Here is a 22,278-nt window from a genome sequence, read left to right as displayed (position 1 = left end):
CCCTAAACAGCCAGGGTTAGTTTGGGGAGATTTCAACACGACTTTTATGGCAGAGAAGCTTGATGGCTAGCCTTGGGGTGATGATTCCCATAGGGGTTTATCTAATGATTCACATTCTAACGTGCAGAAATGGGGTGAGTGGCGGTGTTAGGGTGAAAATATAAATAAGTATTCAATATGCCAATTTAGGAGTGTTCCGTGACCACTAACCCTCAAGAAACAACCCCCAACGACTGGGATACCCGCTCACCCGACGTCCAAGCCGACCAGGTCGCCGCCTACGACGCCATGCGTAGTAAATGCCCCGTCGCTCACGATGACTACATGGGCTACTCCCTGCTCAAAAACGCAGACATCAAGTACGCCCTGGAGCACCCAGAAATTTTTTCTAATAAGGTATCAACCCGCCACATTGCCGTCCCCAACGGTATGGATGCCCCCGAACACACCGCCTTCCGTGCTGTTAACGACAAGTACTTCACCCCTGACCGTATGCAGGTCTTTGAGCCTCAAATTCGCCAGGTTGTGAAGTCTCTGGTCAGTAAGTTGCCTCGCAATGAAGTATTCGACGCCATGGACGGCTTTGCCCAGCTCTACGCCGTGCGCATCCAGAATGTCTTCATGGGCTGGCCCGCCAGCTTAGAGCAGCCCCTGATCGAGTGGGTAGAGAAGAACCGCCGTGCTACACTTGCCGGTGACCGCGAACAAATGGGCAAGATCGCCCTAGAATTTGATGGCTACATCCGTGCCCTGCTCGACGAACGCCGGGGCGCCGACGCTGCTGCCGATATCACCGCTGAACTGATACAGGACGTTATAGACCTGCCCCAAGACCTGGGCGGCCCCCGCACCATGACTGACGAAGAGCTGATCTCCCTGATTCGCAACTGGACGGTCGGTGAACTGTCCACCGTCTCTGCCTGCGCCGGCATCATCCTTGCCTTCTTAGCAGAGCACCCGCAGGAACAAGACCGCCTGCGCACCAGCCTAGCAGTAGGAAAGACCGCTGAAATTGCTGCCGCCGTTGAAGAGGTCATGCGCCTTCAAGACCCCCTAGTCACTAACCGCCGCGTCACCACCCAGCCGGTAGAAATCGGTGGCAGGAGCATCCCCGCCGGTGCCAAGGTTACCATCAACTGGGCATCTGCCAACCGGGATGAAGACGCCTTTGAGGACGCCACAACCTACAACCCCCATCGTTCCCAAGAGAACAACCTGGTCTACGGACAGGGATTACACGTATGTCCAGGTGCCCCGCTGGCTCGTCTGGAACTGAGGGTGCTCATGGAAGAGCTGCTAGCTACAACTGATCTTATCGAGTTCGGTGGAGCTAACCCCACCCAGAATGCTGTTTACCCGGCAGCTGGTTACTCTAAAGTCCTGACGCGTATCAGCTAACTTTCCAGAGTCTGAGCAGGGTAGATAAAAGGGGTGTGAGAAGATTCTCGCGCCCCTTAGCTCAGGTAAAAATCTAGTCTATGACAAGTTTGGCTTGCCGGTATTCAGTAGAAGGGGAGCAGGTCACCGCGTACTTGGAGTTGGCGAGGTCATCAATCTTGACTACGTAGTTCTGGGTTTCAAAGTAGGGCGGGATGCCGTCATGTTCTTCCACCGCGCCGGGTCCAGCGTTGTAACCGGCCAGGGTGACGTCCTGCAGGCTGACCCCGTCCTTGGTGTAGGGTGCCAGTCGTTCTGAAAGATAGGCGAGGTAACGCCCCTGGGCGGCAATAGATGCTTCTGGGTTGTTAATGTCGCCCTCCCCCCAGATTTCCCAGGTGTCATCGGTGAACTGTGCCAAACCCTGAGCGCCAGCGTGGGAATGGGCCGAGTTACGCCACTGAGACTCCGTTTCAAGCTGTGCTGCTAGTACGCCCGGGCGCATGCCCGCTACCTGAGCTGCTGCCTCAATATCGTCGCGCAGTTCGGTGGGGGCAAAGGTCAGATCGGTCTGCCCACAGTAGTCCTCATAGGTAGCAGAAAGCCCGGCGACACCCGCAGTCATGAATACCGCGGACGCCACCACCTGCCAGTGCGCCAGAAGCCCGGCACCTGCTCGGAGCAGGAGGTTTCGCTGTTTAGGTTCAGAAGTCATTGATTTCTAGATTACTTCACCTGGGTACTAAACGCAGTTCCGGGGAACCGAACTTACGGTGTGGCGTCCCAGACCAGCATGTCTCATCCCTCATGAGCAGGGGGATTGGTCCATGCTCGTGAGGTCTACCCATGCTGTCCTTAGCCTGTCACTTCAATGAGTCCCTTAGCCCCACGTTCTGCCTGGGCAAAGTCATGGTTGACGAAGACGTAGGTGCCCGGCTCCGTGAAGGTCATTTCCACAAAGCCACCTTGGGCGGGGGAGAGGTCCAGTGCCTGGGAGGCACCGCCGGTCTTGCCGAAGGCGTCCACACCCTTATCGAGGAGGTAGCCACCCTCCTTATAGACGGTGTCGAACTGGCTGCCGACCACGTGGAAGCTGGTCCCGCCGCTTGGCCCGGCGGCCAGCACCCAGATGCGCACGCGCTCACCGGTGGTGGCGGTCAGGGGGTTCTCTAGATACTGGGTGGCGTGCCCGTTGAACAGGGTGAGGCTGGGGGTACCCGCCGCGATACCCTCTGGGCTGATGGAGGTCAGGACGCCACCACCCGCCTGGGCGTCGGCGGTGCCTGTTTCGGTCAGGTAGACATCGTTCTGAACCAGCAGGAACTCCCGGTCAACTTCTGGCAGATCCGGTGGGTCAATGACGACCGCACCGAACATACCGGCAGACATATGGACACTCATGGGTGCTGTGGCGCAGTGGTAGAGCCAGATGCCGCTAGCCACCGCTTCAAAACGGTAGACCAGACTCTCACCCGGGGCGATGGTGCGCATGACCTCATCAGGCGAGACGGTGCCAGCGTGAAAGTCCACCGAGTGCCCCATGGAACCATTATTAATTAATGTAATTTCAAAAATATCGCCAACTTTTCCGTGCAGAGTGGGGCCCATGTAGTCCTCACCGAAGGTCCAGGCGTCCAGCGCTACACCCGGGGCAATTTCGCGCTGTAGCTCGTTGACCTCAAGAGTCTGGCGATGCACGGTCTTGCCGTCTACTACCTCACCGGCTTTCACCGGCTCTAGGACGGGGGAGCGGGCTTCAAAATTCTCTGAGGTTTCCCCCTGCAAATCAATATCTGTGCCCTGTAAGAGCGCACCGGTGCCAGCTACACCATCAGCACTAGTGCCGCTGGCTCCCTGACCGTTGTGGTGCCCGCTTTCCAGGGTACCGGTAGTTGTGACGGTGAAGGTCATGCCCATGGCGCGGTGCCCCACCACCGAGCACCAACCATCCAGTGCGCCCGTGATGATGCCGGCGTCCACGGTCTTGGTGGCGCCGGGGTCGATGCGGCCGGTGGAGGTGCCGTTAGCAAACGTCAGATCGTGGGCGTTAGCGGTGTCGGTGTTGGTGACCTCGATGACCAGGCGGTCGCCCAGGGGCACCTCCACGGTGTCGGGGGTAAAGCGCATGTCGCTGGTTGCCTCCACTGAAATGGTGGTGGTCTGGCCGGTACCGGTGGATGTTGCACCGCGGCTAAAGTTCAGTCCCACAGAGGCAGGGTCAGAGGCTATGCCGGCGGTGACTGCCAAGATGACCGCCAGGGCACCGATGAGCGCATTACGCAGGTGAGGCAGCGGGGTTGGAGTCATAGCTTCGGGGTCGGGCTTGGGAGCTTCACCGCGTGCTCGTGCCTGGATCATTTCTTTGCGGACCGCCACCGATTTTTTGACCCCGCGGATCATCAGCGGCACAAAAGCAAAGAGGGTGAAGGCACCGACTAGGGACACCAGGGTGCGCACTAGGGAGCCGGTCAAGCTGACCGGCAGGGCAAAGATAGCCAGGCAGAGATTAACCATGAGGACGCGACCGGCGGCAAAACGGTTGAACTCCCGGTTTGCCTGCCGTACGGCCTTGGGACCGCCACCCATGCGGGCGGGCAGGAGGTAGCTCATGGCACCGAGGAGCACCTGCACCAGGAAGCCCACCACCAGAATGGGGGTCATACTGCGCAACGGCAGGGCATCAAAAGGCGAGGTAAAGACCAGATAGGCAGTGAACAGAGTGCCCAGAAAGAACCAGGCGAACCCGGCTGCCACTGACATGGTGGCAAACTCTACCGGCTTCTTCTGGCGGCAGGTTCTGAGTAGCAGCACAGCGACCAGCAGCAGCCCGGCGGCGTAGAGAATCAGCCCGGCACCTGCCAGCAGGTTGAGGCCTGCCAGAGCGCCACCCACCGTCACTGCCAGGCCAGCGCACATAACGCCCAGCGCTCGCAGGGAATCGGTGACCGCGCTGGGCAGCATCTTGGTGCGCAACATGGTGGGCCAGAGCGTCATCAGGGTGCCCACCACTGTCAGTCCCACGAAACCCAAAATGTTGACAGTCTCGTGGGCCAGCAAGAGACGGCCGTGCCAGCTAGCATTCAGGCCGTCATGAGCAAGAATGGCGCCGAAGGTCGCCCCCAGGGGCAGCAACCAGCTAGCGGCAATGTAATACTTAACGGTCGAGTTAAAGCGGGCTGGCAGGGCCCCTTTGAGCTGATTAAGCAGAGCAAGACCGTGCCAGGCGACGACTGCTCCCACGCCAAACGATCCAAGAACGGTGAGGGGGTAGATGCTAAAAACGATGCTGAGCATCAGCAGAATCATGCTGACATTCAGTGCGTAAATACGCACCAGCTGTACCGGGCGGGCAGAATCTGGCAGACGGTGTTTGAGTAGAGCTTCGGTGAAGTGCTGGCTCCAAATGAGAATGGAGTTGGTGATTAAGCCAAGCGTCACCATGTGCACCATGAGCCAGATAGATTCCGGGATCCACCGGTGGGTCATGAGCACCGCAAAGAGGGCAACAATCCAGTAGGTCACAGGCTTGGACGCCCTCCGGTGCCAGGTTGCCCTGCCGCTGGCAATCCTGCCTGCCTGCTGGCTGCTGAGGGGGGAGCCGGGTGCATCTATTGGACGGCTACCCAGGGTGAGACCCTCACAGTGGGTCTGGCCCAGGTCAGCGCTGGTAGCGCCTGAGCTGGCGTCACCTCCACCTGCACCCTCTGCACCCTGCTGCTTTGCCTGCCTTCCAGCATCCTGCCCGGTCATCACCACTCCAAAAATTAGTATTTGCTGTACCGATTATACGCGCGAGCCTCAGCCACCACGAACCGATAGAGTTAAGCCCATGATCATTTTCATCACCATCATCGCCGCCCTGCTGATTGCCGTGGGCTGCATCGGCATTATCTACCCCGTTCTGCCCGGCTCCTTCGCCGTGCTGGGCGGCCTCATCCTCTGGGGCCTAACGGTGCGCGGCCCCGAAGGTTGGTGGACGCTGGGTCTCGGTGGCACGCTGGTTATTGCGGGCATGCTAGCCCAGGCGGCACTGACCGGCCGGACCATGAAGAAGCGGGCCATCCCCAATAAGTCCATCCTCTGGGGAGTCATCGGTGCGGTCATCGGTATGTTCGTCATTCCCGTGGTTGGTCTTTTCGTCGGCTTCGCCGCGGCGCTTCTCATCAGCGAAACCACTCGCAACAGCGGGGATTTCACCACCTCCCTGCGTAACACCGGCGCCGCCCTTCGTTCAATGGGGCTGGGCATGCTGGTTGAATTCGCCTGCGCGCTCACCGCTGGAAGCGTCTTTACTATCGCCGCCTTCACCTACTTCATCACCCTTTAACCCATCGCATCGCGCCGCCGGTGCACAGTCACAGCCCAGCCGGTAAAGTGGTGACTCATGAAATCATTGCCAGCCTCCCTTTTGCTGAGTGTCACCGCAATTATGCAGGCGCTCGCAATCTTCCGTTACACCGAGAACACCATGAGCTTCACCGGGCAGGTTTTCTTTCCCGTGCTGTTCGCACTGATGGCGGTTTACATCTCCTGGAAGAACCGGGAACGTACCGGGCGCTTTGCTGTGCTGCACATCATTATTGTGGCGCTTGCCGTGGTGGCGCTAGCTGCAAGCTTTGCGGGTATGACCGCTAGCCTCTACTACTTTTACCCCTCGGCCTACGTCTACTACGTAGCGCTGGGGCTCTTAGTGCTAGAGCTGGGCTTGCGTATCGCTGCCCTACCCAAAAAAGATAAGCCGGTGCGTGAACCCCGCCGCAAGAAGACCCAGCGCGGCACCAACTTGGTAGCGGTCAAGAAGGACGCCGGCAACGGCTCAACGCCAGCAGGCGAGTAAACCTTTGGGTCTTCTCACACTTGATGCCCCGGTGCGCGGTAGGCACTGGATTTTTCTGCTGCTAGCCGCTGCCTGTTTGATCTACATCGCCCTCGACCATTTCTACACCTCCATGGTGGTCTCTGGTCAGGACTTTGAGGTCTACCGCAGCGGTGCTGGGGTCATGTTCGCTGGCATGTATGAGGGCAAGGGCCTCTACGACTACCACCTAGAGAATGGCCAGCCCATTACCCTGCCCTTCACCTATCCACCCTTTGCGGTGATGATCTTTGCTCCCTTTGCCTTCCTGCCGTTGGCAGCAGGCACGGGCTTTATGACCCTGCTAGCCCTACTCGCCGCGTTTTGGCTGGCAATTTTAGTGTTTAACTATGCTCATTCGCGCGGCTTTAGCGTGCCCGGTGAGAGCTTCTTCGGGTCTTACACTCTGGTGGTTTTTCTGGCGACTCTCATGACGCTGGTAGCGCCCTGGGATCGCGGCATCGAGCTGGGGCAAATCAACCCGCTCATCTTTCTGCTGGTCATGATTGACCTACTACGCCCGGGCACCCGGGTGCCCCGCGGCGTCCTGATTGGTATCGCCGGCGGTATTAAGCTCACTCCGCTTGCCTTCGGTCTGATTCTGCTCATGCGCCGGGACTATAAGGGCGTTCTCACCCTGGGTGCCAGCTTTGCGGCAACCGTTGCCGCCGGCTTTATCTTCATGCGTGATGAAGCCTTTGATTTCTGGTTCTTCGCGATCTCAGACCCCTCACGCGTGGGCAACATCGGCTACGTCGATAACATCTCGGTTCAGGGTCTGCTCATGCACCTGGGGCTGGACGAAGGCCCGCTACTCTCTGCCCTGCGTTTGAGTATCCTTGCTCTGCTCTTTATGGGAACCGCCGCTGCCATCCCGGTGCTCCACCGCCGCGGTATGGTTTTCTCGGAAATCTCACTTAACGCTTTTCTGATGATGGCGCTCTCGCCCATCTCCTGGTCCCACCACTTCATCTGGCTACCGGTCTTTATCGCAGCGCTGGTGTTGGACGCCTTTCCGGTTTTCTTCCGGTCAGCCCCCGCGGCGGTGCGCTGGTTGGCGGGTGCACTGGCGCTGGTAGGTGTTGCCGGGGTGAGCTATGGCCCCATGAACATTGCCATCAAGCTGGACCCCACCACCCACAACCTGGATGAGCTGAGCGCTTCATCCCTGTTGATCTCGTCCCTGCCCATGGCTGCGTTGACCCTGCTCACTCTCATCTGGCTGGCAGCAGTGTGGCTCTACCGTAAGCCCCGAGCGCAGGAAATCTAAACGCACAAAGAGATGCCCGGGTGAGTTTCCGTAGTTGTAGGAAACCCGCCCGGGCATTTTTGTCTCTGAGCTAGTGGGCCTTAATCTCCCAGGACCCGGCATAGGGTTCCACCAAAATATACTGCTTGCCGGTGGGGAAGGTGACGCTACCTTTGAAGGGGCTTAGGCTGGTGTGTAGTACCGTTACCTCATAGTCATCCACTAATCCGGTGCTGGAACTAATCTCCAGGTCACCACCGTATTCATCAGTGGCGGTGAAGCCGATATCGGCGGTTATCTCCGCGCCCTCATCAATCCGAAAAGCGGTAGCGTTCTCACCCGTAAGGGTTTGTTCGGATTTCAGCGCCGGTGCCTTATCGGGGGTGTGAAGCGTAACCGTCCAGTCGCCCTCAGCTTCAATCACCAGCTGGGTGGTGCGGTCCTCAACATCATAGAGGTTTGAATCTAGCCAGTAAGACCCGCTGCTTTCCGGACTGTAAACCGAACCATAAACAGAGTTGTTAGTTTCTCCGCCTGCGTCGAGAGAATGCACATTAAAAGAGGCGTACTTGTCCTCACCGGTGAAGGTGTACTCTAACCAGACAACGCTGTCTTCCCCGCCCGGTTTTTCGATGGTAAAGGTGCTGTCGCCACTACCACTATAGACCGGGGTATCAGCTGAGCCGCTATTACCGGTATCGCTGGAGTTATCGGTGCCGTCTGAGAACCAAGAATCACCTGAATCACTAGTGGTAGAAGTGTTGTAGCTAATCCCTCCGATGATAAAGATAAGACCGACAATGAGGGCTAAGAGCAGTAGTAAGATGCCACCAATCACGCCGATGATCAGCCCGGTTTTGCTCTTGGGCTGCTCACCTGCTGGCTGAGCATTGTAGGGCGCCGCGCCGTTGGAGGTCCCCGGCCCTGTTGGTCCACCGCCGTTAGCATAGGTGCCGGCTGAAGAACCGGGGTAAGCGCTGGTAAAACCGGGCTGGGTTGCGGTGACACGGGGGACTGTCGCCGCGTCATCAGATGTATCGCCCACGGCACTACCTGCCCGCAAGCTCCCCGTCGCTTCATCTCTGGCAGGTGAGGATTGCTGATCCTCTGGTAAGGTTTGGCGTATCGCTTCAGAAACGGCGGCATAGGAGTTGGTGCCTGCTGAATCTTTTTCAGTTTCGGATGACAGGACTGCGGTGCGGTCTGCCTCATCTGCATGGCTCTGATGGGCACTAGCTAGGTCACTTTCTTCAACCCAGAAATCCCAGCCTTCAGGCGCCTCACCCCAGGCGGGGTCAGGTTGCCAGCCTGGTTGCGGTATCCAATCTTTGGTGGGTGGTGCGGGCCAATTGGGCGGAGGATTGAAGATGAGAGCCACGGGTATGCCTTTCTGAATTCCTGTACTTCTACCGTACCGCCTTGCCCTTCACTCCTGGCCTCCTTAAAAGTCTGTGACAACCGGTTTTCTTGCGTAAGGTTGGAGTATGAGCGAAAACAGCAGAGAACACACCCCCTGGGGTGCAGACGGGCAGGACGTGCCCGGCCCAGAGGTCACCCAGCCACCACTGAGCCCTTACACGCAGGCGCCGCTGCACCAATCTCCTGGTGGCTATCTTCCGGCCCCGTTCCTTGGCAACGACCAAGCTCCGCCCCTACAGGTACCACCGCCGGGGTGGCGTCCGGGCTACCGCGCTGAAACCCAAGAGCTGGGCTACCACCGGTTAGCGCTAGCGGACCCCAAGAACCGCTGGTGGTCACCTCTGGTGGAGGCCGCCATCGGGGTGCCCATTTACTTTGTTCTGAGTCTTCTGATGAGCATTCCCTTGGTGCTGCAGGCTGTTTCTTCTGCTGAGTCGCCGATGGATGCGGGGGAAATGACCTCCACGATGGAGACACTTCAGCGGTCAGCTTTAGAATCTCCCCTTAGCTTTACCCTCATGTTCGGTTCAATCGCCCTCATGTTCCCCGTTATGTGGCTGGCCCGCCTCATTATTGGCCCTAAACCCTGGGGCCTGGTGCACTCGGTGGCAGGGCGCATACGCTGGGACTGGCTACTCACCTGCTGCGGTATCGCTGCCTTGCTTTTTGTAGTGTTCCCTGTCGCTCTTGACCTTGCAACCGGGGGGAACCTGACCTTCGAACCCAAAACTCAGGGCAGCACCCTGGCGGTTCTGCTCTTGCTGGTGGTACTCATCGTTCCCTTTCAGGCATATGCGGAGGAGCTGGTCTTCCGTGGCTATCTGCTACAAACCGTAGGCCGCTGGCTCAAGCACCCCGCCTGGGCGATTGTCCTTCCCGCTCCGCTCTTTATGCTAGGCCATGCCTACGATCTTTGGGCGCAGCTCTCCATCCTAGTGATGGCACTCGCCGCTGGTTTTGTCACCTGGCGCACCGGCGGCTTAGAAGCAGCGATTGCCCTGCACGTTGTCAATAACCTGGTGGCTATGACCTTCGGCATTTACGGTCTGGCTGACCCCTTCGTCCTGGAGGGCTCCACCTGGGTCAACCTGGTATCGGCAGTCATCACCCAGGGCCTCTTCGTGCTGGTAGTGCTTTGGGCTGCTAAGAAGCGGAAACTGGCGCGTACCCGCACTGCTCAGGTCTGGGTTAAGGACGAGGTGACCGGCGCTCGCTAGCAGTTCGCTAGACTGTGTCCTATGACTCTTCAAGCCCTTGATCCTCAGACCAACATTGCCGACCTTGCCGATTTTGTGGCGGCGTCACCTACCTCCTTTCATGCCGCGGCGCAGAGCGCTCGCCGTCTGACGGCTGCCGGTTTTATCGAACTGCAGGAGAGCCAGCTCTGGGGCGATGAAGCCGCCACTGGCAAGCATTTTGTGGTGCGCGACGGGGCAATTATTGCCTGGATAGGGTCACCCACCCACCAGAGCTACCGGGTGCTCGGTGCCCACACCGATTCACCGGGTTTCAAGGTCAAACCTGCCTCATCGGTGCGCACTTTGGCGTGGAACCAGGTGGGCGTCGAGGTGTATGGCGGCCCTCTGCTGAACTCCTGGCTAGACCGCGAACTGCGCCTAGCAGGCCGCCTGACCGTACTCGTCAACGGTCAACTTGAAACCCGCCTGGTAGCCACCGATGCCATTGCTCGTATCCCGCAGCTCGCCATCCACCTGGACCGCGAGGCCAACGCCGGGCTCAAGCTGGATAAGCAGGGCAACCTCTACCCGGTCTGGGGTTTCGGTGACTCTCGCGGGGATGTCCTTGCCTACCTGGCAGAACGAGCTGAGGGCGGGGCCCTAGACCCTGCCGCTATCGTGGGCTACGACCTGCTCTTTGCGGATGCCCAGACCCCGCGCACTTTTGGTGAGAATGGCGAGCTGTTTGCCTCTGGACGCCTGGATAATCTTTCCTCGGTTCATGCCGGCCTCACCGCGCTGCAGCGGGTGGCAGAGGCTGGCACGGTGGGGAATCACAGCCTCATGTTTGCAGCTTTCGACCACGAAGAAATCGGGTCTGAAACCCGATCAGGTGCCGCTGGCCCCTTCCTTGAGGACGTCCTGGTGCGGCTCTCAGAAGCCCGCGGTGAAAGCCCGGCGGTCTACCGCAGGTCGGTTGCTGAATCTGTCTGCCTATCAGCGGACGCCGGACACCTAGCTCACCCCAACTACGTTGGACACCACGACACCAGCGTCCGCCCTGTTCCCGGCGGCGGCCCCCTGCTCAAAATCAACGCCAACCAACGCTACGCGACCGACTCCGTAGGCGCGGGTATCTTTGCCCAGGCTTGTGCCAAAGCGGGGGTTCCCTATCAGCAGTTTGTCTCTAACAACAACGTGCCCTGCGGCTCCACCATCGGCCCCATCACCGCTACCCGTCTGGGGATGCGCACCGTGGACGTCGGTGTCGGTCTGCTCTCTATGCACTCGGCACGCGAGATGGTCAGCGTGGCAGACATGGCCCACCTGACCGGCGCAATTGAAGGCTTCTTCACCATCTAAGGGGGGCCTATCATCGGTGGGTACGGTCATGCCTACTGACGGGCGTGCACTAAAACGCCGAGCGTGCACCTCTAAGGCGCACGCTCGGCGATAAGACGCACACTCGCGGAGGTGCGCTACCTACTTGTACCAGCTATCAAAGATGGTGACGGGGGTGGTGCGTTTGTGGCGGGAGCGCAGGAACTTACCCTCGATATTTTCGGCAGCCGCCGGGTCGATGTCTTTACCCTCTAGGTAGTCATCAATCTGGTCGTAGGTCAGCCCCAGCTCATCCTCATCGGTTCTGCCGGGCTTACCGTCCAGCAGGTCCGCGGTGGGCACCTTCTCCCAGAGCCGCTTGTCAGCTCCCAGCACCTTGAGCAGCTCGCGGTTCTGACGCTTGTTGAGACCGTGCAGAGGTATGATGTCCGCTCCACCGTCGCCGAACTTGGTGAAGAAGCCCGTGACTGCCTCAGCGCCGTGGTCGGTGCCTACAACCAGCAGATTTTTCTCCCCGGCTAGGGCGTACTGGGCAATCATGCGGGCACGGGCCTTGACATTACCCTTATTGAAGTCAGCGATTTCGCGGCCGGTAGCGGTTTCAAAGGCACTCTCGAAGCCATTCACGGCGTCCATGATGTTGTAGGTGACAGTCTGCTGCGGCATGATGAAACGCAGGGCAGCCTGGGCATCGTCCTCATCCGCCTGAACCTGGTAGGGCAGACGAACGGCGATAAATTCCGCTTCAATCTCTTCAAGTTCTAGCTCTTCTACAGCTAGCTGGCAAAGACGCCCTGCTAGGGTGGAGTCTAGCCCGCCTGATATGCCCAGGACGAAGCCGCGGGTGCCAGTGGCTTTGAGATAGTCCACCAGGAATTGGACGCGCTTGCGCACCTCTTCTGCTGGATTGATGGTGGGCTTCACGCCCAATTCTTCAATGATGTGAGCCTGTAGTTCGCGCATGCCTCCATCTTACTCCGTGAATACTGAGAGCCTCCCTATCATCCTTAGGAATGAAATTGGGGTTTTTCTCTTACCGCCGCCCGAACCCTTGGGTAGGCTGGCAGTAATAGAGAAAGGCACAGATCATGACTGAATCATACGGACAGAACTTTAATGGGCAGCAGCCCGCGCAAGCTTTCGACGCGTACGGCAACCCTATCCCTTCTGATGCAAAAGTGATGGCAACCCTGGCCCACCTTTCGGGTTTGTTGGGGCTCGTCCTTACCGCTTCTTTTGCCAGCTTTATTGGCCCTCTGGTTTTCTGGTTTATCTATAAGGACCGCCCCGGTTATGCTTTTGTACGCGTTGCCGCTGCCGGTGCTTTTAACTTCAGTTTTACCCTCTGGCTGGTCTATATCGCGACCATTCTGGTGACAGTCCTGACCCTTGGTTTTGCAGGAATCTTCACCTGGGTCATCTTCCTCGCCATTGGTGTGGCTTTGCTCGTGCTACATATTCTTGCAGCAATTAAGGCTAACCAGGGTGAGGTTTACACCTACCCCATGACCATTAAGCTCCTGAGCTAAAAAGCGAACCTGCCCGGTCATCCGTGAGTTCTCAGCGTTCATGAAAAAGGCGTGAACAAGGGCCGATATCTTCTGCCTCTGCACTGCCTTTATAAGGGATGGGGATGGCAGTTTCTGCCATCTTCCTGCTTTTTTCGGTGGAGAAGAGTTCCTTAGAGTTCCTTGGTCATGTCGGTAGCCACCTGGCCTAGAAGCTCGCTTGTCTGGCTCTACGTGCCAGTATCGCGCCGCGAGAAACCACCGGTCAATCGCCGTGCGATTTTTCTCGGGTTTCTGCGACTTATCTGCTGGTTGAGGTGGGCATTTTGCCGTTCAAGCTCTGTGATACGTTGCTCTAGCTCCCCCAGCAAATACTGGTTACGTTCGGCTACCTCTAGCACCCGGTGCACAGCGTCCTGAACCTCGTTGGCAAGGTGAGCCTGGTAGAGGTAGGGGCCTGGGCGGCCACCTGCTGCGAGATCCTCACGGATAGCTTCTGCCCGCACCTTGGAATCGTAGGCGGCGTGCAGATTTTGCCCGGCGTAAACCGAGTTAGCGTTAGCGCCGGTAGCTTCTACACGCTTTGACCAGTGGGCTAGATTTTCATTAATGAAAACCACCTCGTGGGCGGACGCCACCCGAATGTTGAACTCCCAGTCACCCACCACAGGCAGAGACTCATTATAGTACCCCAGGCTCTCGTGTAACTCCCGGCGGTAGAGGATGCTGATAGGCACCGCGCGATTGATGCGGAAGAAATCCTGAATACTCATCCATTCGAGGTAACCCCAGAAAGGGACAGAGTCGATAAATTCAAAGCCATCATCGGTAATGCGTTCGAAGTATTCGTCAGTGCGAACCACACTCATAGCAGCGCCGGTTTCGACCAGGGTGCGCACGGTAGTTTCAAGAAAGGTAGGTTCCCAGAGATCGTCATCATCGTGCACCGCAATAAAAGTGCTGTTAGTTGCATGGATGCCTGCGTTGGTTGCGGCTTCCATGCCGGTTGACTCAGGTCGGTGCAAGGCCTGGATTTTACTGCGGAACTCAGCAGGCTGTTCTGCTAGGAGGGCATCGACTGCCTCTGTCTCGCCGCCGTCGTTGATGAGCGCAATGGTGTAGTCAGTGAAGGTTTGCTCCGCGATATTAGAGAGAGCACGCGCTAGGAAAACTGGGCGGTCCTTGGTGCGGACGATGATGGCAACAGAGGGAGTATTCATGGGCCTCACGATAACTAAATTCGGAAAGGTGACGTCTTAGAACCATCGTAGCGTGTGCCTATCGAAAGCAGAATTGGAACGCGTGGGAGACAAGAAAAGTGCCCCCGATCTTGAAACCGGGGGCACCATTTCTACTTACATTCGAGCCTTATGTCAGCTATTTTCCTCACTGACTGAGCACGGTTGCATCGTAGCGGTAGAGGAAGGCTGCCATCGCACCACGCTCAATGGGGGTCTTCGGGCGGAAGGTCCCGTCCTCCCAACCATCGGTGATGTTCTGTTCTGCCAACCAGCTAATTTCCTTATAGAACTGGCGGTTGGTGGGAACATCGTTGAACGGTGATTCGCTGGGTGCGGTGTAAGCCGGTGACCCTGCCATGCGGTAGAAGAAGGCTGCCATCGCGTCACGGTTCACGGGTTCGCTGGGGCGGAAAGTGCCATCGGACCAGCCGGTGGTGATATTCTGTTCTGCCAACCAGCTGATTTCCTTGTAGAACGGGTGATCGGTGGGAACATCCTTGAATTGGGATTCGCTGGGTGCGGTGTAAGCCGGTGACCCTGCTAGGCGGTAGAAGAATGCTGCCATCGCGCCGCGCTCTACTGACTCGTTGGGGCGGAAGGTGCCATCGGACCAGCCGGTGGTAATACCGCGTGTTGCAAGCCAGTTAATCTCGGTGTAGAAGGGATGATCAGCGGGGACGTCGGTGAACCGGGGGTTCATCACGGTGGGATCTGATGGGCTGTTCTGTACGTCTACTACCTGTGCCTTATTGCCTACAACATCCTTGTGGATACCTGAGAGGTCGCCGGTTGAGTTGTGCATGTGCAAGAAGAGAGCACGGGTTGAGTCGCTTGAGGTCCGGGTCGCGGTAATTTCGGTGTCCGGAGCATCAATGAAGAGCGAATCCGTTAGCTTTTGGTTAGAGGCGAAAGACAGTGCAGGATCGTAGGGGTTGTACTTGATCCAGTCGGTGCTTTCGATGACTTCACCGTTCGCGATGCCGTGTACCTTGTAGCTGAGGCTCTGAGCCTGAGCGGAAGTCAGGTTCAGTGCGTTTAGTGAGATAGGGAGAACAGCGGCGTTGGTGTCGAGGATGTTGGTGTCAACATCACCGAGAGCGCCGTTGAGGGGCTGGGTGTCAACGGGGCTCCAGGAGCCGTTATCCATGCGGCGCAACAGGTTGACGACAGGGTAGTCAAGACCGGTGATGCGGGTGGTTACAGCAGCAAAATCAGGTACACCGTCGTTGTTTACGTCGATGCTCGCTTCAAACGCTACAGAGGGGGTCATGGTTTCCCAGTTGCCCCAGGTCGATAGACCAATGTTCAACATAGCGCCGGCAGGGATGCCGTTCTGAAGTCCACCGAGTTCACGAATGGTGGAGTTGGCACCAACGTACTGCAAGTCAACTGCCTGGAAAGAGGGCTGACCGAGCTTGCCGGTGGGGATTCGGGCGCTTTCAGCACCGAGCTGGAAGGCACCCAGACCTGATACGTAGCCGTTCTGGTTCAGAGCTGTACCTGAGAGCTTAACCTTTTCCTGAGCGGATGTACCGCTAAAGTGGATAGCCTCGGCCTTCATCTCTGAAACGGGCTTAGGAGCAGCCTGTACAGGAACGCGCAGAGTGGTGCCACCGTCAGAAAGAATCATGCGGGTTGACAGGGTAGCCAGGTACTGGCGAGCAATACCGCGGTGTTCCTCGAGCTGAGCAGGGTCCATGGTCTTCGCCAGTTCAGCGCCGTTAGTGGTTGCGGTAACGGTGAAGGTAGCCTTCGAGTTAGCTGCAACAGTAACGTTGGCTGGTGCGGACAGCTCTACGCCCCGCAGGGAGGAGCTGTCGTTGAAGTTAATGGCGAAGGTGCGATCCTGATCGCCACGGTTATCAACGGTGAAGTTGCGGGTCTGTGTGAGGACGTCACCGGTAGCAACCTCGGTTACACCGAAGCTCGATGAAACCTGCTCAGCGCGATCAGCGTTGTAAAGCAGAACATCTGAGTTCACAGCCTGCAGGGCATCAACACGGCCTGCACCAACACGTTCTACCGAGTAGGTGTTGCCATCCAGATCCTTGGGATCGTGATTAGCCGAGTTCATGATCGCTGCCTTGAGTGAGGCAGGCGAGTAGTTGGGGTGAGCTTCAAGCACGAGAGCTGCAATACCAGCAACGTGAGGAGCTGCCATGGAGGTACCGGTCATCACGGCAGGCTGGGTGCCGCCGCCAGCTGCAACTGACTTGATGGAAGTGCCAGGGGCTGCAACGTCGGGCTTAGTGAAACCTGCTGAACCGTGCTGGCCGCGAGCGGTCGAGGGGTTAGCGTTATCATGCTGTCCGGTTTCAAGGAGGGCAGCGCCGATCATCTCAGGGTCAAGCTTAATCTTCAGGGTGCCGGCTTCAGCAGCGGGACGAGCCTTTTCGGCATCCTGAGCAGTCAAGCGAACACCGGGGATGCCGGCGTTACCGGCAATACCCGAATCTTCCTTCACAACCTGGGAGGCAAGGACGACGCCCTCAGCGCCAGCATTCTGGATGTTGTTGAAGCGAACTGCTGAGCCGCAGGGGAAGTTACCGGTTTCATCCGACCAGTCGATGAAGACCCACTTGCCAGCGAAGTTAGTGTCTGCCGGGTAAGCCTCACAAGCGTAGGGGTTCTCAGCGGTGGTTGCTACAACTTCGCCGGTGAGCTGCTCTTCGGTGGCGGTGTTGTAGTTGAAGTTGACGCTGTAGTCACCTACAACGGGGCCAGCGATATCGGCGGGTGCAAGAATTTCAGCACCATCTGCGTAGCCCGTGGAGCCAATGGTGTTAGCAACGGTTAGAGATGAGATGGTGTTACCGGGGGTGCCCAGTACTGAATAGGTATCACCCTGACCGCCAAAGTTATTGGCGTTACCGGCAGCGGTAACGGTAAGAACGCCGTTGCGGTAGAGCGAATCCATGATGATATTGTCAGGATCATCAATGGGGCCAAAGTCTGAGCCCAGTGAAAGGTTGACGATGTCAACACGGTCTGAGTAGTCGCCGTCACCGTTGGGGTCTAGGGAGCGGTCAAGAGCTTGACCGGTGAGGTTGGTTGAGCCTTCACAGCCGAAGACGCGCAGGCCCACTATCTGAGCTTCGGGTGCTGAACCGGGGCCAATCTGCATTGTCTGAACATCTTCTGAGGTTAGCTTAGAGTAGTCCCCGTCAAAGGTGCTTCCATCAGCGTTGGTGCCGTAGGCGGCTGCAGTGCCGGCTACGTGGCTACCGTGACCTGCAGCTGCGCAGTCCAGGGGATTGTTATCGGGTGAAGGGACGTTCTTGGTGGGATCAGAAGCGTTGTAGTCATCACCTGCGAGGTCATAACCGCCGATGAACTTTTCGGGGTCATAAAGGCCGCTATCGGCTGAAGGCATTTCAGACATTGCCTGAGCCTCTTGGTATGCTTCATCGGTGCCGGGGCCACCAAAGGCTGAGTGGGTGTAGTCGACACCGGTATCTACTACAGAGATGGTGACACCCTTACCGGTCTTGCCGGTGTTGACCCAGGTTGCTAGTGCTGCGGTGTCAATGTCTGATGTGCCGTTGACTCGTTCCTTGGGAATGATACGTGAGATGCGCTCAACGTCGTTGCGTTCGGCAAGTTTGCGCAGGGACTCCGCATTGCCCTGAAGAGCGACGCCTCGTACCGAGTTATAGGTGGTGTAAATGACGTCAGAACCTGATTCGCCAGCCACCTGAGCTGCCTGAGATTCAACGGCGCTTTGAATGCTACGAACCTGTGAAGCGGTATCCACCGGGTCTGATATCCCGTCGAGGACGCTCCTAGGCTGTGTAGCTTCGTAGGCGCCCTGACCCTTGAACTGCACGAAAACAGCAACGGATCCCTCTGCGTCATCGAGGTTAGAGCTAACTTTCTGGCCGTCAGAATTTGAGAGTAGGGCATCTTGGAGGGATGATACTGGTGCGAGATTTGCATCTGCATCGGTTGTCGCATGTGCGGTGGGTAGGACGGTGAGGGGGAGAGCGAGAGCCAGCCCTAGCGTCGTTACCGCGCATGAACGAAGAACTTGCTGACGCGAGGTTGTTTCTTTCATGGGGATTCCTTTCGGGTAGATCCAATACGTATGCGGGTGATGTGATTCACTCTATCTGAAAAGGTGGGCTGTGACACGTGTTATCAACGTAACTTTTGCATCTACTGACCGCTCCACGTCAGGGCCAACTGTTGAGGAGGTGAAATATCGGGCAAAAATAGCACCCCGCCCCGGTAACGGGTATTCTTAGAAGCTGGTGTGTTCTGATTTTTCCGCGTAAACCTGCCTTGGATACTGGATTCTCGTTCTACACCACACCGCCGTGAAATCCGGCCGGTGAAGATCCTAGTACAGGAGAATATATGCCAGCGATCGTAATCGTCGGCGCCCAGTGGGGCGACGAAGGTAAGGGTAAAGCGACTGACCTTTTAGGTGGCCGCGTTGACTACGTGGTGAAGCCTAACGGCGGTAATAATGCAGGCCATACCGTAGTTGTGAACGGTCAGAAGTTCGAGCTTAAGCTCCTTCCGGCAGGCATTTTGTCACCCAACGCGGTACCTGTTATTGGTAACGGTGTGGTGATTAACCCCGAGGCTCTCTTTGAAGAAATCGACGGTCTTGAAGCACGCGGCGCTGACACCTCCAAACTAAAAATTTCAGCTAACGCACACCTGGTAGCTCCTTACCACCAGACCATGGATAAGGTCACCGAGCGCTTCTTGGGTAAGCGCGCCATCGGTACCACCGGCCGCGGTATCGGCCCCACCTACATGGATAAGATTGGCCGCCTGGGCATTCGTGTGCAGGACATTCTGGACGAGTCCATCCTGCGCCAGAAGGTCGAAGGTGCCCTGCGTCAGAAGAATGAACTGCTGGTCAAGGTCTACAACCGCCGGCACGTCGAGGTTGAAGAAATTGTGGACTACTTCATGAGCTTCGCTGACCGCCTGCGCCCCATGATTGTTGAATCCACTCAGCTGCTGAACAAGGCACTGGATGAGGGCAAGATCCTGCTGATGGAGGGCGGCCAGGCGACCTTCTTGGACGTTGACCACGGCACTTACCCCTTCGTCACCTCATCTAACCCCACCGCTGGCGGTGCATCCGTTGGCTCCGGTGTAGGCCCCACCCGTATCACCCGAGTCATTGGTATTCAGAAGGCTTACACCACCCGTGTGGGCGCTGGCCCCTTCCCCACCGAACTCTTTGATGAGATGGGTGAATTCCTGCAGAAGACCGGCGGCGAGTTTGGTGTGAACACCGGCCGCCCCCGTCGTTGCGGCTGGTATGACGCCGTGCTAGCACGTCAGGCAGTGCGCGTGAACGGTTTTACTGACCTCTTTATCACCAAGCTGGACGTGCTCACCGGGCTTGAGAAGATCCCTGTATGTGTTGCCTACGAGGTGGACGGCGTGCGTCATGACGAGATGCCCATGACCCAGTCAGAGTTCCACCATGCTAAGCCTATCTACGAGTACTTCGACGGCTGGACTGAGGACATCACCGAGGCTAAGACCCTGGAGGATCTCCCAGCCAACGCACGGAAGTACGTGGAAAAGCTGGAGGAAATCTCAGACTGCCGCATCTCTGCAATCGGTGTCGGCCCGGGCCGCGAGCAGACCATTGTGGTACGCGACCTGATCGAAAGCTAGACAGCTTCGTCAAAGTCACTAAAAGACCGCCATTGTGGGCTCAGTAGCTGGTGGAAACAGTTACGCGGCGTCATTGGCGGTCTTATCTTCTGTCATTAATTGAAATCTGCAGCTCACAGTCTGGAATGAGGTATATCAAGTGCCAAAGGTCCTAATCCTTGCGGATCTTGGGCAAGAAAATTACCACGTCGGTGATGAGGCTATGGGTATCGCTGCCCAAGTAGCTCTAGAAGAGCGGGGTTTTGAAACCTATATCGCTACTCGTTCGACCGATCACTCCCGCGCCTACATTGGCTCTGCCCAAGGTTATATAGAAACCCTGATTTTTCCGGGTGAGCCTGCTCGCCGTGAAGAATATCTTGAAGAGGTGCGAGCCTGTCTGAGCGGTGCCCGAGTGGCGCGGGAGATTGCCGAATTCATCCATCATGTTTCTGCCATGGATGCCATTCTGATAGCTGGTGGCGGAAACATGAACTCTGTCTTCGGCTGGCTCCTGTATGAGCGGGCAGCCTATGCTCTGGTGGCAGAACATTTCGGGATTCCTCTAGTGATTTCAGGGCAGTCTATTGGCCCTGTTTTGACCGACCGGGACGAGCGTACACTGGCGGAGCTTCTGAGCGCTGCACAGCTGGTCGGTATGCGCGAGCAGACCTCCTTTGACCGGGTGCGTGCGCTAGGAATAGATGCGAGACATTGCCTGGATGACGCGACTTTCTACCAGGTAGGTCAGCGAAACCTTCCCCATGCCCCGGATTTTACGCTACCCAGCGACTATATCTGTGCCACCTTCACCAACCTGAGTGACTCTGAAGTGCAGAAAATCGCTGCGCGGTTGGATGATATTTACCGAAGGTATGGGTTTACTACCGTGCTGGTGCAGCATAAGGGTAGGCCCGGGGACGCCCTTGACGACATTATTGTTGCACGGCGCATCGCTGAGTGTATGACTTCACCTTCCCTGGTGCTTCCTATCCTGCACGCAGATTCTACGGTAGCGATACACCAAGGCGCTCACCTTAACTTTTCTAACCGTTACCACCCCGGTGTTTTCTCTCTGGCAGCTGGTGTTCCCTATATTGCGCTCATACCGGATGCATTCACCGATATACGGATAGCGGGCTTGATGGCTCATTACGGTGTTGAGGGTTTTGCTGTGTCTCAGGAGCTTATCGCTGAGGTTGCTGATCAGGCTCTCACTGAAGCGATTGAACGGCGTGAAGATATTACCGCTCACCTACAATCTCGTTCACGTGAGCTGGCAATTTTCTCTGTTTCCTGGTGGGACGCTGTTGCCAGCGAGCTTCGGGGGCAACGAGCTTCCGGGGGTCTGATGGATCTCGGCCCTGCTCCCACCTTTAAGGTGGGGGATTGGTCTAAGCAGAACACTGCTCGCAGGGCCAAAGTAGCCCAGGTTTCACTGAGCGAGACGTTGGCACATGCTCAGCATGATAGGGAACGGTCCTGGGCGGACTACCGCGCTGCCCACCCTACTGGAAGGGTGGCAGGTCAGCCCCTGGTCAGCGTTATTATTCCTGCCTACAATGCCGCCCACACCATTGGTGATCAGCTGGAATGTCTGTCGCTCCAAAAGTCAGCACCCACCTTTGAAGTAATTATCAGTGATAACGGCAGCACAGATGAGTTGGCAGCGGCGGTTGAACCATATCGGAATCGGCTCAACGTGCGCATCGTGGATTCTTCTCAGATTCAGGGGGTTTCCCACGCCCGGAACGTGGGGATTCAAGAATCGCAGTGCGATTTTATTATGATTTGCGATGCTGATGATTTCGTATCCCAGGGGTGGGTGCGTGCGATGTATGATGCAATGTGCACCTATCCCGATGCCTATGTGCTAGGTCAATACCTCTATATCAGTGACGAAGGAGGGCTGAGCCTGCAGCACCCCGAGGTGCAGCGGCTATTCACTGAACCTAAATGGCAGGACGTCTTTGTTCAGGACCCTGACCCTTCTGCCCCCATTGAAACTCACTTCTTCATCGGTGGGGGGTCTTTAGCGTTTCGCAGGGAAGCAGGGCTTCAGCTGAGAGGCTTCGATTCCTCTTACACCCGAGGCGGGGATGATTGGGATTTCTTTGCCCGCGCTCGCTTAGCAGGTATGCGGCAGGTAGAAGCCTACGGGGCAGCAGTTGCCTATCGGATTTCACATAGCCCGGCTCAGCAACTGAAACGTCAACGCTTTTACGGTCTCAATGATGTGCTGGTGACAAGCCGTTTCCCTGCGCAGGTGCAGACAAATACCTCGGTCATCAAGCAGATGCCCATTCTGCTCAAAACTCCCTACCGTCTGGCTCGTTATCGCGACCTAGAGACAAGGGTGAAGATTTTCAGTGACCTGGGGTATGCCCTGGGCATCCTTCAGGGCACCATCCTTTACAGAGTTTTACGGCGAATTCCTCGCCCGGCGCTCATGGAGGAGAATCGACCCTAATCTTCCTTGCTCAGT

15 protein-coding genes are annotated in these 22,278 nt (G+C 57.2%); 9 read left to right on the top strand and 6 right to left on the bottom strand.

What is annotated here, in order from left to right; all coding sequences use genetic code 11:
• The first annotated feature begins 198 nt into the window (after positions 1–198).
• Complete coding sequence (locus ABD982_RS08640) at positions 199–1,398, top strand: cytochrome P450 (RefSeq protein ID WP_251380351.1); 1,200 nt, start codon at positions 199–201, stop codon at positions 1,396–1,398.
• Between the two features lie 73 nt (positions 1,399–1,471).
• On the opposite strand, the gene ABD982_RS08635 is transcribed toward ABD982_RS08640, so the two are convergent.
• Both ABD982_RS08635 and ABD982_RS08630 read right to left on the bottom strand, forming a co-directional pair.
• Positions 1,472–2,092 carry a lytic transglycosylase domain-containing protein gene (locus tag ABD982_RS08635; protein WP_345446489.1) on the bottom strand — a complete coding sequence of 207 codons (621 nt, stop codon included), beginning with the start codon at positions 2,090–2,092 and terminating at the stop codon, positions 1,472–1,474.
• Positions 2,093–2,232: 140 nt separating this feature from the next.
• Positions 2,233–5,127, bottom strand: coding sequence for a multicopper oxidase domain-containing protein (locus ABD982_RS08630; RefSeq protein WP_345446488.1), 2,895 nt, complete (start codon positions 5,125–5,127; stop codon positions 2,233–2,235).
• A gap of 79 nt (positions 5,128–5,206) precedes the next feature.
• Between ABD982_RS08630 and ABD982_RS08625 the strand changes: the two genes are divergently transcribed.
• The 3 genes from ABD982_RS08625 to ABD982_RS08615 are packed head-to-tail and all read left to right on the top strand — an operon-like array spanning position 5,207 to position 7,502.
• Positions 5,207–5,704 carry a DUF456 domain-containing protein gene (locus tag ABD982_RS08625; RefSeq protein WP_251380348.1) on the top strand — a complete coding sequence of 166 codons (498 nt, stop codon included), beginning with the start codon at positions 5,207–5,209 and terminating at the stop codon, positions 5,702–5,704.
• A gap of 57 nt (positions 5,705–5,761) precedes the next feature.
• Entirely contained in the window at positions 5,762–6,214 is a 453-nt protein-coding gene (locus ABD982_RS08620) for a hypothetical protein (RefSeq protein ID WP_345446487.1), read from the top strand.
• A gap of 4 nt (positions 6,215–6,218) precedes the next feature.
• Complete coding sequence (locus ABD982_RS08615) at positions 6,219–7,502, top strand: glycosyltransferase 87 family protein (RefSeq protein WP_345446486.1); 1,284 nt, start codon at positions 6,219–6,221, stop codon at positions 7,500–7,502.
• 70 nt (positions 7,503–7,572) lie between these two features.
• On the opposite strand, the gene ABD982_RS08610 is transcribed toward ABD982_RS08615, so the two are convergent.
• A complete protein-coding gene (locus ABD982_RS08610; protein WP_345446484.1) occupies positions 7,573–8,859 on the bottom strand; it encodes a hypothetical protein in 1,287 nt (428 codons plus the stop codon).
• Positions 8,860–8,965: 106 nt separating this feature from the next.
• Here ABD982_RS08610 and ABD982_RS08605 point away from each other — a divergent pair, with 106 nt between their 5' ends.
• The gene (locus ABD982_RS08605; RefSeq protein WP_345446482.1) at positions 8,966–10,117 is read left to right on the top strand and encodes a CPBP family intramembrane glutamic endopeptidase; all 1,152 of its coding nucleotides are present in this window, start codon (positions 8,966–8,968) and stop codon (positions 10,115–10,117) included.
• A gap of 21 nt (positions 10,118–10,138) precedes the next feature.
• Entirely contained in the window at positions 10,139–11,440 is a 1,302-nt protein-coding gene (locus ABD982_RS08600; RefSeq protein WP_345446480.1) for a M18 family aminopeptidase, read from the top strand.
• Between the two features lie 120 nt (positions 11,441–11,560).
• Here the strand turns inward: ABD982_RS08600 and nadE are convergent, their stop codons facing one another.
• Positions 11,561–12,382, bottom strand: a complete 822-nt coding sequence (gene nadE, locus ABD982_RS08595) for an ammonia-dependent NAD(+) synthetase (protein WP_251380342.1) — start codon at positions 12,380–12,382, stop codon at positions 11,561–11,563.
• A gap of 125 nt (positions 12,383–12,507) precedes the next feature.
• Here nadE and ABD982_RS08590 point away from each other — a divergent pair, with 125 nt between their 5' ends.
• On the top strand, positions 12,508–12,948 hold the full coding sequence (locus tag ABD982_RS08590; RefSeq protein ID WP_345446477.1) for a DUF4870 domain-containing protein: 441 nt from the start codon (positions 12,508–12,510) through the stop codon (positions 12,946–12,948).
• 209 nt (positions 12,949–13,157) lie between these two features.
• Here ABD982_RS08590 and ABD982_RS08585 read toward each other — a convergent pair whose 3' ends face one another.
• Both ABD982_RS08585 and ABD982_RS08580 read right to left on the bottom strand, forming a co-directional pair.
• Entirely contained in the window at positions 13,158–14,147 is a 990-nt protein-coding gene (locus tag ABD982_RS08585) for a glycosyltransferase family 2 protein (RefSeq protein ID WP_345446475.1), read from the bottom strand.
• A gap of 166 nt (positions 14,148–14,313) precedes the next feature.
• Positions 14,314–18,222, bottom strand: coding sequence for a S8 family serine peptidase (locus tag ABD982_RS08580; protein ID WP_345446473.1), 3,909 nt, complete (start codon positions 18,220–18,222; stop codon positions 14,314–14,316).
• A gap of 302 nt (positions 18,223–18,524) precedes the next feature.
• Between ABD982_RS08580 and ABD982_RS08575 the strand changes: the two genes are divergently transcribed.
• Positions 18,525–19,814 carry an adenylosuccinate synthase gene (locus ABD982_RS08575; protein WP_251380338.1) on the top strand — a complete coding sequence of 430 codons (1,290 nt, stop codon included), beginning with the start codon at positions 18,525–18,527 and terminating at the stop codon, positions 19,812–19,814.
• A gap of 139 nt (positions 19,815–19,953) precedes the next feature.
• Entirely contained in the window at positions 19,954–22,263 is a 2,310-nt protein-coding gene (locus tag ABD982_RS08570; RefSeq protein WP_345446471.1) for a glycosyltransferase, read from the top strand.
• Positions 22,264–22,278 lie beyond the last annotated feature (15 nt).

The sequence above is a fragment of the Rothia endophytica genome, from assembly GCF_039543885.1.
In the GTDB taxonomy this organism is placed as follows: Bacteria; Actinomycetota; Actinomycetes; order Actinomycetales; family Micrococcaceae; genus Rothia; species Rothia endophytica.
This window is presented reverse-complemented; position numbering and strand designations above follow the sequence as displayed.

Excerpts from the sequence above, each read along its gene's own strand:
- ABD982_RS08635 (WP_345446489.1), bottom strand. The coding sequence starts at position 2,092 with ATGACTTCTGAACCTAAACAGCGAAACCTCCTGCTCCGAGCAGGTGCC.
- ABD982_RS08630 (WP_345446488.1), bottom strand. The coding sequence starts at position 5,127 with ATGACCGGGCAGGATGCTGGAAGGCAGGCAAAGCAGCAGGGTGCAGAG.
- ABD982_RS08625 (WP_251380348.1), top strand. The coding sequence starts at position 5,207 with ATGATCATTTTCATCACCATCATCGCCGCCCTGCTGATTGCCGTGGGC.
- ABD982_RS08620 (WP_345446487.1), top strand. The coding sequence starts at position 5,762 with ATGAAATCATTGCCAGCCTCCCTTTTGCTGAGTGTCACCGCAATTATG.
- ABD982_RS08605 (WP_345446482.1), top strand. The coding sequence starts at position 8,966 with ATGAGCGAAAACAGCAGAGAACACACCCCCTGGGGTGCAGACGGGCAG.
- ABD982_RS08600 (WP_345446480.1), top strand. The coding sequence starts at position 10,139 with ATGACTCTTCAAGCCCTTGATCCTCAGACCAACATTGCCGACCTTGCC.
- nadE (WP_251380342.1), bottom strand. The coding sequence starts at position 12,382 with ATGCGCGAACTACAGGCTCACATCATTGAAGAATTGGGCGTGAAGCCC.
- ABD982_RS08590 (WP_345446477.1), top strand. The coding sequence starts at position 12,508 with ATGACTGAATCATACGGACAGAACTTTAATGGGCAGCAGCCCGCGCAA.
- ABD982_RS08585 (WP_345446475.1), bottom strand. The coding sequence starts at position 14,147 with ATGAATACTCCCTCTGTTGCCATCATCGTCCGCACCAAGGACCGCCCA.
- ABD982_RS08580 (WP_345446473.1), bottom strand. The coding sequence starts at position 18,222 with ATGAAAGAAACAACCTCGCGTCAGCAAGTTCTTCGTTCATGCGCGGTA.
- ABD982_RS08575 (WP_251380338.1), top strand. The coding sequence starts at position 18,525 with ATGCCAGCGATCGTAATCGTCGGCGCCCAGTGGGGCGACGAAGGTAAG.